Consider the following 12,937-nt stretch of genomic DNA (forward strand, 5'->3'; position numbering starts at 1 on the left):
TTAAAGGCGTTTATCCAGGGAGGAAGGTCCTGATTTTTTAGATAAATAGCGGTTGAAAAAACTATCTACCCCTTCGAAGAATCGAATCCTATTTTCAGGGTTCAGGAAATCGTGTCCTTGATCGGCAAAAAGGAGGTATTCTACGGGTTGTCCTTTTTCCCTTAAGGCTTCAACGATTTGATCGCTTTCTTTTTTTGTCAGGCGGATGTCGTTTTCACCTTGTCCAATGAGCAAGGGTTCTCTTGTGTTTTCGGCTGAAAAAAGGGGGGAGATGCTTTTAAAGTATTCCCGGTAGATTTGCGGGTCCCCAAGCCTCTTTTTCAAAAGGATTTTTAGCGGTTCCCAGTAGGGAGGAAAAGAATTATAGAGCGTAAAAAGATTGGAAAGGACAATCGCAGTCATGTCACAAACAAATTCCTCCGGGGCAAAAGCTAGGGCTACTAAAGTAGCATACCCTCCATAGCTAAAACCCATGATCGCTACTCTTCCTGGATCGGCATATTTTTGATCGACCAACCCTTTTTTGGCATCAAGAATATCGTCAAGCATCTTTTTACCCCACTGCTTGTTGCCCTTGTTAAGGAAATCCTTGCCATATCCGGTTGATCCTCTAAAATTAACCTGCATTACCCCATAGCCTCGATTGGCAAGCATTGGGACGGCGGGGTTGAACTCCCAGTAGTCCCTAGCCCAAGGACCTCCGTGAATAAAGAAGATAAAAGGAATGTTTTTTGGAGTTTCTTGGGGCAAAGTCAAGTATCCCTCGATAGTCAACCCATCTTGGGCTTTAAAGGATATCGGTGTTAGAGGACAGGGGCTATAGGCTGCAAACCTGGAGTTGGAATAAAAGAGGAACTGGGCCTTGTTCTCCGCTGGATAATAGATGTAATAACTTCCCGGATCCCTGACCGAAGAGTATCGGACAGTCCATGTCTTGTCTTGATGGTCTCTACTCACCAACGGTACCCGGGTGGATCTTTTCAAGGAATTAAAAGCGCCCTTTTGTTTGAGGATCGAAAAATGTCAGGTAAGTCTTATCCTTGATGATCGAAGCGGCTTCAAGGGCGTAGGTTTTGGGGTTGGATAAAATCCCCGAAACATCGTAACGGGGCTCTTCACAAAGGACTTTCTTCCGGGCTGACTGGAGATCCATGGATAGCAGCCTCGTTGTATTGGATCCGATGCTCGAAAGAAGCCACAGCGATCCGCCGTCAGGACTGAAGTCTACGATGCTGACTTCGTCTTCATCGAGGTTCCAGCTTACAAGAGATTGCCAGGGTGAAGAGCTGTTTGCTCTCACCCTGATCTCCCCTTTCCCATTGGGGAGAAGAGCCTGGGCGGCACGGATTTCAAAGTCGCGGTCGGCTGCCCAAGCTATAATGTTTCCGGGATTTTCTTGAGGGAGTTCTCATTGTGCCGAAGAGAAGGAAAGCTTGTAGACGTCGAAGAACTTAGGATTGCGTTTGTTCATCCCCAAAAGCATAAACTCCTTGTTTGCCGGATCGACGGCGACGATGCGGACTTTAGTGTTGTTAAAAGGGGTCAGGTCGGTAACGTTTCGGGTTTTAACATCGGCTTGGAAAAGATGAAAGTTTTCATTTCCTCCTTGATCTTCGAGAAAGAAAATGGCCTCGCTGTTGGGATGCCAGAAAAACTGTCTGATGCCTCTTTTTCTTAAATGGGTAAGGATAAGTTCGCTGTTATCGGCTAAATTTTTAACCTTGATATTGCGAACTCCTTCTTCGGGACAAGAAAGGCGAGTTTCCGGCCATCGGGACTGATTTTGGGCTTTGGGCCGTCGTGTTCGCTTCAAAAAGAATGTCCAGCGGAATGAGAGATGAAGAGGGCAGGGCAAAAAGCCTAGGGGATGAAGAAAAAGAAGCGGCCATGAGAATAAGAACAAAAAAGAAGGTTTTCATGGAGGAGAAAAAAATTTTCTCTATAGAATGGAAGCCTGGGAAAGATGAACAACCTATTGATCTTGAAAATAAAAAGGAAAAACCCTATCTTGTTTTTTCACATCCTTAAAACTTTTTTTCAAGCCCGATTGGAAACGAAACATTGCCTCCAAGTCCTATTGCTTTGTTTTCTTTTCTCCTTTGGCTTGTCCTATTTACCGGCCATGGCTGGCATTCCAAGGGAGAAAGGATCAAAACGGGAAAATCCGGCTGCTCCCGGAAACTACCGATCGACAACTCATAGGAAAAGAGAACATCGCAAGGTATATATCCTGGTTGAAATTTATCCTGACGGCAGGGTAAAATCGGCCACTCTTTACAAGTCTTCGGGATACCCCGAGCTGGATGAAACCGCTTTGTTCTCGGCAAAACAATGGAAGTTTTCTCCCCGGAGGGATAACGATAAAACTATAAGAAAGAAAATCCTCTGTGTTAGGTTTTCTCCTTCGCTCAACCCAAGATCACGGGCTAACCCTCATTCTCCCTCTTCAAAATCCTTGGTATCCTTTGTCTTAGCCCATGTTTCGCCCACGGGGCATGTCATAAACGTCCGACTTTACAAATCTTCCGGGGATCCGGAACTTGACCACATGGCTTTAAATGCCGTCAAAAGATGGAGACTCCATCCGGCAAGACAGGGGAATACCCCCGTCGAATCCCAAGTCATCATTCCGGTCCGATTTCACCTCAGGCATTACCAGCAAAAACAGCCTTCAATTTCTGCCCAAAATCAATAACAAGATAACGGTTTTTGCCCAGGGGGGGAAAGACTTTGCCGTTTGCTTACCGGTTGTTGCGAAGAATCCAATCGATCGTTTTTTTCACCCATTTTTCAAGGGCGATAACGGCTAATTCCAGGTGTTCTATGGAAGAGTCTTCTTTAGGGCTGTGAGATATTCCTCCCTTGCTCTGGACGAACATCATGGCCGAGGGTATTCCGGCTTTGGCTATTTCAGTCCCATCATGAAGCGGACCTGACCCCATGGTGTGGACGGCCGGAAAGACTTCGAGTATAGATTCTTTACAGAGTTCTACAAGTTGGGGATGAAAAGAAACAGGATCAACCTGGAGGAGGGTTTCACAGCCGAGTGCCAATCCTTCTTCCCGGGCGATCAGTTGCGCCTTGCGAAGTGTTTCTCTCCACATCTTTTGAAGGTTCGTTTTGTCGAGGTGGCGTAGATCCACGGTCAGCCTGCAGCTACCGGGAATGGCCGTGGGCAGTCCAGGTTCAACCTCGCAACATCCCGCCGTGGCCACCCCATTATGGCTTTTGGCTACTTCGCGTAGAAAAAGGACGAGTCGCGAAGCACCTACAAGGGCATCTTTCCTGAAGGCCATGGGGGTAGAGCCGCTATGGTTAGCCATCCCGGTAAAAACCAGCCGGTGCCTTTCGACACCCGCCGTTCCTATCACCGCTCCCAGGGGAAGAGAGAGGTTTTCAAGCACGGCTCCCTGCTCTATGTGCACTTCCAAGTAGGCAGCGGCATGAGTCTTTCGCTTGGAGGCATCGAGAACTTTTTCCGGATCGAGCCCGTAATCCTTGAGAACGTCGCTAAGCAAAATCCCCGATCTATCTCTTAAAGAAAAGATCTCTTCTTCTTGTAAACTTCCCGATACGGCACTGGATCCAAATAAGCTTCTCCCGAATCGAGTTCCTTCTTCATCGGCCCAGTCCACTAAGCAGAGGGTCAGAGGAGGAGAAGAAGCAGAACAATAATTTCTTAGGACTTCTAAACCGGCGAGCAGGTCGAAAGCCCCATCTAGCCAACCTCCGCCGGGAACTGAATCGAGATGTCCCCCGATCCAGAGTTCCTTTTGGCTTTGGCCTTTGAATGTAATCCATAGGTTTGCCGCTTCGTCCATTTGAACCAGGCAGGGAAGATCTCGAAGCTGGTTTAAAAACCAGTTTCTTGCTTTAATCCAAGGCGGGCTAAAAGCGACCCTCTGGGCTCCTTTCTCATCCTCGGTAAGAGCCTGCAGTTCCCGAAGCGCGGCGATGGTCCTTTTAGGGTTTAGGTTCATGGGTTAAAGGGGATCTAGGGGATGGCGGAAAAGAAATTGACCGCTTCCCGGTTGAACAAGAAATCGGCCTTGAGCATAGAGGATTTGACCGCGGAGCATCACCATCTCCGGCCCTCCCTCGACGTAAAAGCCTTCGTAGAGATTGTAGTCCAAGCGAATGTGATGGGAGCGGACAGAAAAGGTTTTCTTCAGTTGGGGATTCCATAAGAGGATGTCGGCATCATAACCTACGGCCAGTTTCCCTTTTCTTCCCTCGAGGCCGAAAAGCCTTGCGGGAAACTCGCAATTCAAAGTCACAAAACGTTCTAAAGGAAGCTTCCTTTTTATACATCCGTAATAAAAAAGTAAAGGGAGCCGTTCCTCGATTCCGGGAACACCATTGGGAATTTTGGAAAAATCTCCCCATCCTCTTGTTTTTTGGCCTTGGAAATGAAAAGAACAATGGTCGGTGGAAACGACATCGATTGTTCCAGAAATAAGACCATCCCAGAGAGCTTCCCTATCCTCTTCTTTCCTTAAAGGGGGAGAACAGATCCATTTCGCCCCTTCAAAATCTTCAAGCCCGGGACTTTGGCCCTTTCTTTGGAGATCTTCCTCGGTAAAGAAGAGGTACTGCGGGCAGGTTTCTGTCCATAGGGGAATGCCCGCATTCTTTGCCCGCAGGATTTCTTCAAGGCCTTTTTTTGAGCTGAGATGAACGATGTAAAGAGGAGCTCTTAGAACCGATGCCACGGAGGCGGCAAAATGAATGGACTGGGCTTCAAATTCCGGTGGCCGAGTTCGGGCATGAAATATCGGCAAAAGCTCTTTACGGCCCAGGGCCTGTCTTACCCGGTAATCAATCAGGGTGCCGTTTTCAGCGTGCACCATTGTCAGAATCCCTAACTCCCTTGCTTTTTCCACCGTTTTATAAAAAAGTTCTTCATCGATTTGCAGCTTATCCTTGTAGGCAAGAAAACATTTTATACTGCTTACTCCCTTTTCGATAAGCCCGGAGAGTTCTTTTAAATGGTTTGCTTCCCGAATAACCATGTGGAAGCCATAGTCGATCAAGGCCCCTGGAAGGACTTTATTTTTCCAGTAAGCTAAGCTCTCCATCAAGCTTTGACCGGGGGCGGGAAAGCAGAAGTTAAGGTGGGAGGTTGTTCCTCCGGCAATGGCTCCGAGCTGCCCGCTAGTAAAATCGTCAGCCGTGTGCATCTCTCCAAAAGAAGTGTCAAGATGGGTATGGACATCGATTCCTCCAGGCATAAGGTATTTGCCTTGAGCATCGATTATTTTTTGGCCCGCAAGATTTTTCCCTAGAGCTGCGATTTTGCCGTTTTCAATTCCCAGATCCATTCCTTCGAAAATCCCTTCCCCGGTAACGATTGAGCCGTTTTTGAAAACAACATCCATAACCGTTTATCTCCTCCCCTCTTTTCCCATTCCTAACCCTTCTCCGGCCAATTCTTCTTTTGTAGGGATTTTTTCCCCGGCGGGCCTGTTTTCTTCGGCTTGAGCTGGGATCATTTCTATGCAGGAATCGACCGGGCAAAGATGACGGCAAAGAGAGCAGCCCACGCAGTCAGCTTCCCTCACATGAGGATAATTTACAGGGTTAGAAAAGAGATCCAACTTATTATCCACCTCAATGCATTGGTAGGCGCTATCTCGGCAGCCGACATAACAGAGAAGGCAGCGGATACACTTTTGGGGGTTGATCTTGGCGACTTCTTTAAAAAGAGGATCAAGCTTTGAAAAGGGGACTAGGTGCGAGAGAGATTTGCCTCTAAATTCCGCAATGGATCTGAAGCCTTTCGATCTCATCCAGTTTTTGAGCCCCGAAAGCAAATCTTCGGCAATCCTGAATCCCTTGAGCATGACCGACGTGCAGAGTTGTAGGGAAGTGGCCCCAAGGAGCAAGAATTCCACTCCATCTCTCCAGCTCGATATTCCTCCCATCGCGGAAATAGCCAACCCTTTTTTTTGCACCTCTTCCATTGAAGCGACTTTTGCGGTCAAATTAAGGGCGATAGGCTTGATCGCTTCTCCTGAATAACCGCTGTGGCTGCTTTTGCCCGCTATACTGGGGAGGACTTCGAAGGTATCAATATCCACTCCGAGGATGGATTCTAGGGTGTTGATCAAGCTTAGAGCCGATGCCCCGCCTGCAATGGCGGCCCTTGCTATGCAGCTAATATCGGTGACGTTGGGGGTCAGTTTAACGATAAGGGGCAAAGAGGTGACCCTTCTTACCCAGGAAGTGACTTCGGCACAACGGGCAGGATCCTGGCCGATTTTGCTTCCCGTTCCCCTTTCGGGCATCCCGTGGGGACATCCAAAGTTCAGTTCGATGCCGTCGGCCCCGCTGCCTTCAATTTTTTGGGCCAATTCTTCCCATTTCTTGCGGTCATATTCTTCCATCATGGACACGATGAGGGCGCGGTTGGGCCACAGCCTTTTGACTTCTTGGATTTCCTTGAGATTGACCGATAGGGGACGATCGGAAATCAGTTCCAGATTGTTCATGCCCAAGATCCTGTCCCCTTTTTTATAGACCGCATACCGGTTCGATACATTGAGCACTTTTGCCCCGATCGTTTTCCATACAGCCCCCCCAAAGCCCGCTTCAAAAGCTTCGTTGATTTGCCTTGCACTGTTAGTCGGGGGCCCCGAAGCCAACCAGAAAGGATTAGGGCTATGGATTCCTGCAAATTCAATGGAAAGATCAATCATAGTTCCTCAAAACCCTTTTTTGGAGTAGAAATCGGGCGATAAAAAAGGCTGCCCTCTTGCCGTCTTCCACGGCATGCACGGTGGAAAACATTCCGTTTTTGCGGATACAGTCTCCACCGGCAAATACTCCTGGAAGTGAAGTTTCGTACTTGTCGTCGACCTTGATGAATCCTTTTTCATCCAGCCGGATATTCAGTTTCTTTAACCAGAGCGGCTTTTGCTGGCCGGTGGCGCGAACGACCAGATCGGCGGGTAGGAAAAAGGGCTCCTTTTTGTCCTGCTCTCTCCCTAGTCCTTCCCGTTCCCCGGCTGTGGGCAGGGGTCGGCAGTGAAGGCCGATCAGCCGGTTTGCTTCGACAACCGCCGCATCAACAACCGTTTGGGTTTGGATAGAGATCTTTTCTTTGATTAACTTTTCTTTTTCCTTGGGATAAGCGGGCGACTCTTCAAGCCTTTTTCTATAAATGAGGCAAACTTCGGCGTTGACTATTTTTTTGGCTACAAGGGCACAGTCTATAGCGGTGTTTCCCAGTCCGATAACCGCGATATTCTTGAAAGGGGAAATAGAAGAAGGCTTGAGCTTGGCGAGGGAGAGAAACTCTAGGGCATCTAAAAAATATTCTTCATTCTCAACCCCCAGCCGTGGACTACCGCTTAACCCTAGGGCAAGAAATACGGCCCCGAACTCCTTCCTCAAGTCTTCCAGGAAAATATCTTTGCCCAGTTCCTGTTTTGTGTGAACGACAACGCCTAGATTCTTTATTTCTTCTACCTCCCGCAAGGCTACTTCAAGGGGTTCGCGAAAGGAGGGGATGCAGTAAGTAGAGAGACCTCCGGGGAGTTCTTTTTTTTCATAAACGATTGTTTCAAATCCTTTCTGGGCTAAGGTAGCTGCACAGCTGAGGCCCGCTGGTCCTGAGCCGATAACGGCAACCCTTTGCTTGGGAGAAGGGGGGCCTTTTGGCTTAAGATGATGATGGATCCATACTTGATCGACGGCGAAGCGTTGCAGTTTGCCGATCGAAACGGGGCTTTTCCCTAAGCCGTGGAGAACACAGCTTCCCTCGCAAAGTTCTTCTACCGGGCAAACCCTTCCGCAAGTTCCCCCCAGGATGTTTGCTTTCAATATCACTTCGGCTGCCCCCCTGATATCTTCGGTTTCAATCCGCTTGATAAACTTGGGGATATCGATACCCGTCGGGCAACTTGAAACGCAGGGAGGATTCCAGCAATAAAGACAACGGCTGGCTTCTGATACTGCTTCAGCAAGGCAAAGGGGAGAAACCGTTTCTTTTATGTTTTCCATTTCCGCACTAGAAGTTAATAAAGCCGGCTGCATAAGTCATGCCCTTTTCATGCCCAAAACGGGGGCTATTCATTTTTGTGGACTTTGAGATTGTAACGTTTCGATAAAATAGCGATAAAACCGAGCCGAATCGATCTTTTTTACGATTGCCGCTCTTTTTGCCGCTCCTGTAGGTTCAAATCCCGGCTGCCAGCTTAACGTGTTTCCGTAGCTTGCTCCATGCGCTATGTCCACGTCGATGAAAAGATCGGTTCTTTTAACGATTAAAGAGGGGTTTGCCCAGCAGGCCACGGCGATTTCATCCCACAGGGGTTGATTTTTCCAGGCGTATTTTACTAGGTATTGGCTGATGGCATCTTTTCCTTTTTCGAAGGCCTTGATAAGCTCATCGTTCATCACGGTGTCCAGCCCGGCATCGGTGGGATAGCCTTCGAGGTCATTCCAGGGACTTGTCAAGACAATGTGGGCTGCTTCGGGATCCCAGAAAAAGTTAAATTCAAACCGGGGATTCCCCGCCCATTCGGGATCGTTGGTCGCAGGGTTCAAGCTCCCGCCCATAAAGACAAGTTTTTTAATAAGCTTGGGGAACTCCGGGTGAAGCTTGCAAGCCAAGGCTATATCGGTCATCGGGCCTAGGCTAATAAGGGTGATTTCATGGGGATGGTTCCTTGCTGCGTCGATAAGAAAATCCACGGCGGCTGCTTCCGTTTTTTGTACTGAAGGCATTCCTTCAATGGGAACGGGGGGATGAAAAGGATCTTCGTAGTAAAAGAGGGGGGGATGGCTATACCGCCCGTTGTATTGGGCGTTCCAAGCTCCCTTGTAGAAGAGTTTGCCAAAGAGTTTTTCCCTTATTTCCGTTTCCCTGCGTGAGTTGACAAGGGGATAAACCGATCCGGGTATGACCGGGACGGCCGGTTTTTCGGCAATCTCCAGGAGCCTTAGGGCATGTAAAATTCCTTCATCTCGCCAACAATCCCCACTTGTAATAATGATGCCCATAATGTCGATATGGGGTAATTTGAGGGCCAACAGCAAAGATTGCATATCGGTGCCGCCGGGACCGGCTCCATCTTGATCGATGATCACAAGCTCCTTGCCTTTCAATCCACCTAGAAAAAAAATCATTATCCACAAGGCAAAAAGGAAAGTCTTTGATCTTTTTTGGGCAAGCGGGCATAAAATCAAGTTGCCGGGCATAGCGTTATAGGAAAGCATTGAGCAAAAATTTGTTTATTATTGGTAAAATGATAATCAAAACGATCGGTCATGGAACAAAAACCATTGAGGAATTTGTCGGGGAATTAAAAGCGGCCGGGGTGGATTTCTTGTTTGACGTGAGGTCCGTTCCCCGGAGTCGGCATAACCCGCAGTTCAACAAGGAAAACCTGAAAGCGGCCCTTGAAAAAGAATCCCTCTGTTATAGGCATTTAGCCGAGGCGGGAGGGTTTAGACATCCTCGGAAAGATTCATTGAATTGGGGGTGGGAGAATGAAAGTTTTAGGGGATTTGCCGATTACATGGCAACCGAAAAGTTTTCCGGAGCCTTGAATCAGATCGTTGAAACGGCAAGAAATAAAAACGTAGCCCTTATGTGTGCTGAAACCCTGCCCTGGCGCTGCCACCGTTTTCTCATAGCCGATGCCCTGGTACTCCAAGGTATTGAAGTCGTCCACCTCTTTCCCAAGGGAAAAGAAAAAAAACATGAACGGACTCCCTGGTCGAAGCTTTATAATGGAATGCTTATCTATCCCAGGCAAGAAAAGAATTAAAGCTTGGGATAGCCGTTTAATTTGCAGTTCTTACTCAATTGGGGGGGAATGAGAGCCGTAGCGAGCTTTTGCTCGATTTTCGTAAAAAAGTATGTATTTTACTTGCAATGCACTTTAAGCCAATACTTGGGGTGGTTTGCCTCCTGTTTTTCTTGTTCCCTGGGCTTTCGTTTTCAACCCTGGTTAAAACCCCGAAAGGATATCGGCTGACGATACTCCCGGTCCAGGGTGGACAGGAACTGATCGAAAAACAATATGTCCCTCAAGGCAAGGTGACTGTAGGGGAATTAAAAGAAGTGGTCTATGGACCGGCTAAAAAAAGAAAAAAATCCCTGAAATCAAAAACGCTTTCCCCAAAATCCCATTCCCCGGCATCAAAAAGGTAATCTTTTATTCCCCAGGGTGGTTCAGCTTTTCTTTTGGGAAGGTGGCCCTCAAGCGTAAGCGTTTTGCGATTATTTCTTGAATTTTGCCTTCGGCTTCGGTTTTTTTCTCGAGGTTATGCAGGAGTCCATAAAGCCTGGATAAATTATACCAGGCTTCGAGGTAATCGGCCTTGATTTTGGTCGCCCTTTGTAGAGAATCTATAGCCTTTTTGTATTCTTTTATTTCCCCGTAGGCGCTACCCAGGTTGCACCATGCTTCCGGTAGATCAGGCCTCAGGCTGATGGCTTTTTCCAGGGCATTGATAGCCGATCTATAGTCTCCGAGTTCAATATAACAGCCGCCCAAGTTTGACCATGCCCTGGCAAAAGAAGGATATTCTTCTATAGCTCTTTTGAAAGCCTCGATAGCTTTTGAATAGCGCTTGAGATAAACATAACAGCTGCCCAGGTTACACCAAGCCTTGGGGAAATCTTCTTTGAGCCTTAAGGCTTTCTTGTATTCCCCGGTGGCTTTGCGATAACGGCCAAGGCTTTCGTAAGCCAAGCCAAGGAAAAAATGGGGAGCCGCTTCTTGGGGAAATTCCCGGCTCCAATTTTTTGAAAGCCCGATCAGCCCTTTCCAATCCTTATTCTTTTCCAGGCGTAGGGCTTGATCAAAAAAACTTCTTTCTTGTTCTTCGATTGGAGCGGCGATTAAAGACAGCTCAGATTTTCTCAGCGGGCTTGGGCTTACCGAGGCAGGCAAGGATAACCTTTCTTTTTCGGTGGTTTTGAAAGGCAGCTTTCCCTGGCTCCCATTTTGGCTGGCGGCTTTTATGAATCCGTTGGGAAGGATGAAAAATAAAATCAACTTTACAATAATAGCAAGCGCAGAAGCTGATCTTTTCACGACTTCCCGTTATTCTTCTGTAATGCCCGGAAAGGTAAAGAAAAAAAAACTTTAGTCGGTCTCCGTTGTTTCCTTGTAGGTTGAGGGGATGCGTGCGGCGATTTCTCGACAAACTTCGTCTTCCGCCCTTCTAAAGGTGACATCCCGGATCAAAAGGGCGGTTGTAACAGAGGAAACGGCTATATCCAAGGGATCAAATGCGGGGGCAAAGGAGGACTCGGTCCGACTTCCGGAAATTTCTACGAGGTTCTTTGAGGATTTTGTCGAAACAAGCTTTACGGAAATACCGACCCTGCAAGCGGAATACATCAAGGCGTAGATCGACATAAGCGATGAAACCCTCCCGTAGACGACGCAATCGACCCCAAGCCAATCCCCCAGGGTGGCCGGATCGGTTTTCTGTATATCCGACGCTTTCTTCCATCCATGGGCTTTTAAAATGTTATCCGTGATATCTAGACTTTGAATGTCCCAATCTCTTTGAGCAAGGTAACAGGCTATGCCCCGGCGTAATCGATTGGCTATAGTCCACCGGAGTTGGGCTCTTCTTTCTTTCGATCTCAAGGAGAGGGGAACGCCGTTAATAACGAAATGGCCTTGGGTTGCGTCATCAACGAAGGGGAGGATGGCGAATTTCTTGGGCCGTTCGATCGCAAGGAAAGCCGAAGTGGTGCACTTGAAATGCGAGGGATCCATGTCCAGGATGTAATCGAGCGTCTTTTTCTTGCCATGGGCAACGAAAGGTTTTTCGGGTAGAAAAAATCTCTGGGGTTCGGGTTTTTTTTCCTTTGCCGGCCAAGCCCTTGGAGGGGAGGTGAAATCATTTTCAGGGGGGAAGTCTTCAAGGCGATCGTCCCCGGTATCGGCCGCAGGGTTTGCTAGCAAGGGTAAAGCCTTGGGGGAAATCTCTTCTTTGTCAGACTGGACCGGGTAAGCTTTCCTGGGTGAGAGGGGAATCCTTAGAGCGAGTTCCCGGCAGGCTTCATCTTCAGCCCTTCTCAAGTTGATGTCCCTTAAGGTCGAGAGGGTAAGCACCGAAGAGATGGCGATGTCGACAGGATCAAACCTGGGATTGACATCCATGTAGTTTCGGTTGACAGTTCCAGTGAACAGCACTTTGCCGGTCTTCGAGGAGAGGATTTTGACCGAAAGGTTGACTCGAATACCACTGCCCATAACAAGGTAAAACCTCTGGTAGGGATAGACTTCCCCATAGACTAGGCCGTCGGCTCCAAGCCATTTTCCAAGGATTTCAGGCTTCAGGGCCTTTAGAGAAGATTCAGTCCCGATGTTTTTTTCTAAAAGAATGCGGTCTATCGTGGACAGGGCAACGGTTTCGAATTCTCTTGCGGATAGAAAACCATGGAAGACCCTCCTAGCCCTTTGGGCAAGGGTCCATCTCCAACTCTCGAGATCGTCTTTGCCCGGGCTTTCTACCTTGAGTCCATTGATCGAGAATTGAGAGTTTCCCTTGACTGTAAAGGGTAAGACCGCGATCTTTTGGGGAACATTTTGTTCGTAATCCTCGGCAATTTTGACTTTGCACGAACCCGGATCGGCCTCGATCAGGTAGTCGTACCAATGTTTTTTCCCATGCGTAGAAGACCCAATTTCCTCTAGAAAAAGAGGCTGGTCGTCTTCGCCAGTCGGCTTGGAAGCAACATTCTGAATCGTAGCGGAACTCCCAGATTGAGAGAAAGGAAGGCTACCTGCTTTAAGGGGGAGCAGAGAGATATTTAAAGAGAAGAACAATAAAAAGCGGGGAAGCGGTGGCTTAAAAGCAAACCTTAAAGAGGACATTGTTTATTATTATGCTTTTTTGTACAAAAAAAAGAACAACAAAAGCCCGGGGGAAGCTTTATCTTCTAGAGCAGGACTAAAGTGTT

The 12,937-nt window shown here is 48.0% G+C and carries 14 protein-coding genes; 4 read left to right on the forward strand and 10 right to left on the reverse strand.

The features are described from left to right. The 3 genes from MINF_RS02725 to MINF_RS02735 all read right to left on the reverse strand — a co-directional run bounded on the left by MINF_RS02725 (position 1) and on the right by MINF_RS02735 (position 1,813). The gene (locus MINF_RS02725) at positions 1 to 984 is read right to left on the reverse strand and encodes an alpha/beta hydrolase family protein (RefSeq protein ID WP_187146961.1); all 984 of its coding nucleotides are present in this window, start codon (positions 982 to 984) and stop codon (positions 1 to 3) included. A 4-nt stretch (positions 985 to 988) separates the two neighbouring features. After that, complete coding sequence (locus tag MINF_RS02730; protein WP_048810078.1) at positions 989 to 1,300, reverse strand: hypothetical protein; 312 nt, start codon at positions 1,298 to 1,300, stop codon at positions 989 to 991. 108 nt (positions 1,301 to 1,408) lie between these two features. Beyond that, positions 1,409 to 1,813, reverse strand: a complete 405-nt coding sequence (locus tag MINF_RS02735; RefSeq protein ID WP_048810079.1) for a hypothetical protein — start codon at positions 1,811 to 1,813, stop codon at positions 1,409 to 1,411. 5 nt (positions 1,814 to 1,818) lie between these two features. Between MINF_RS02735 and MINF_RS02740 the strand changes: the two genes are divergently transcribed. Together MINF_RS02740 and MINF_RS02745 are read left to right on the forward strand one after the other, a co-directional pair. Beyond that, the gene (locus MINF_RS02740; protein WP_048810080.1) at positions 1,819 to 2,028 is read left to right on the forward strand and encodes a hypothetical protein; all 210 of its coding nucleotides are present in this window, start codon (positions 1,819 to 1,821) and stop codon (positions 2,026 to 2,028) included. A 94-nt stretch (positions 2,029 to 2,122) separates the two neighbouring features. Further along, complete coding sequence (locus MINF_RS02745) at positions 2,123 to 2,695, forward strand: energy transducer TonB (RefSeq protein WP_148205102.1); 573 nt, start codon at positions 2,123 to 2,125, stop codon at positions 2,693 to 2,695. Between the two features lie 46 nt (positions 2,696 to 2,741). On the opposite strand, the gene MINF_RS02750 is transcribed toward MINF_RS02745, so the two are convergent. From MINF_RS02750 to MINF_RS02770, 5 genes are all read right to left on the reverse strand, one after another. After that, positions 2,742 to 3,980 carry a hydantoinase/carbamoylase family amidase gene (locus tag MINF_RS02750; protein WP_012462961.1) on the reverse strand — a complete coding sequence of 413 codons (1,239 nt, stop codon included), beginning with the start codon at positions 3,978 to 3,980 and terminating at the stop codon, positions 2,742 to 2,744. A gap of 3 nt (positions 3,981 to 3,983) precedes the next feature. Then, on the reverse strand, positions 3,984 to 5,378 hold the full coding sequence (hydA, locus tag MINF_RS02755) for a dihydropyrimidinase (RefSeq protein ID WP_012462962.1): 1,395 nt from the start codon (positions 5,376 to 5,378) through the stop codon (positions 3,984 to 3,986). A gap of 6 nt (positions 5,379 to 5,384) precedes the next feature. Next, positions 5,385 to 6,698, reverse strand: coding sequence for an NAD-dependent dihydropyrimidine dehydrogenase subunit PreA (gene preA / locus MINF_RS02760; RefSeq protein WP_079200410.1), 1,314 nt, complete (start codon positions 6,696 to 6,698; stop codon positions 5,385 to 5,387). Then, a complete protein-coding gene (locus tag MINF_RS02765; protein ID WP_148205103.1) occupies positions 6,691 to 8,004 on the reverse strand; it encodes an FAD-dependent oxidoreductase in 1,314 nt (437 codons plus the stop codon). The genes preA and MINF_RS02765 overlap by 8 nt, the downstream gene beginning before the upstream one ends. A 69-nt stretch (positions 8,005 to 8,073) precedes the next feature. Next, complete coding sequence (locus MINF_RS02770) at positions 8,074 to 9,222, reverse strand: nucleoside hydrolase (protein WP_012462965.1); 1,149 nt, start codon at positions 9,220 to 9,222, stop codon at positions 8,074 to 8,076. 29 nt (positions 9,223 to 9,251) lie between these two features. Between MINF_RS02770 and MINF_RS02775 the strand changes: the two genes are divergently transcribed. Both MINF_RS02775 and MINF_RS02780 read left to right on the forward strand, forming a co-directional pair. Continuing rightward, positions 9,252 to 9,776: a DUF488 domain-containing protein gene (locus tag MINF_RS02775; protein WP_048810438.1), complete on the forward strand. Its 525-nt coding sequence runs from the start codon at positions 9,252 to 9,254 to the stop codon at positions 9,774 to 9,776. A 107-nt stretch (positions 9,777 to 9,883) separates the two neighbouring features. Then, positions 9,884 to 10,162 carry a hypothetical protein gene (locus MINF_RS02780; protein ID WP_148205104.1) on the forward strand — a complete coding sequence of 93 codons (279 nt, stop codon included), beginning with the start codon at positions 9,884 to 9,886 and terminating at the stop codon, positions 10,160 to 10,162. 4 nt (positions 10,163 to 10,166) lie between these two features. On the opposite strand, the gene MINF_RS02785 is transcribed toward MINF_RS02780, so the two are convergent. Then, positions 10,167 to 11,051, reverse strand: coding sequence for a tetratricopeptide repeat protein (locus tag MINF_RS02785; RefSeq protein ID WP_012462968.1), 885 nt, complete (start codon positions 11,049 to 11,051; stop codon positions 10,167 to 10,169). A gap of 51 nt (positions 11,052 to 11,102) precedes the next feature. Continuing rightward, positions 11,103 to 12,851 carry a GNA1162 family protein gene (locus MINF_RS02790; protein ID WP_012462969.1) on the reverse strand — a complete coding sequence of 583 codons (1,749 nt, stop codon included), beginning with the start codon at positions 12,849 to 12,851 and terminating at the stop codon, positions 11,103 to 11,105. Positions 12,852 to 12,937 lie beyond the last annotated feature (86 nt).

Source organism: Methylacidiphilum infernorum V4, assembly GCF_000019665.1.
GTDB lineage: Bacteria > Verrucomicrobiota > Verrucomicrobiia > Methylacidiphilales > Methylacidiphilaceae > Methylacidiphilum > Methylacidiphilum infernorum.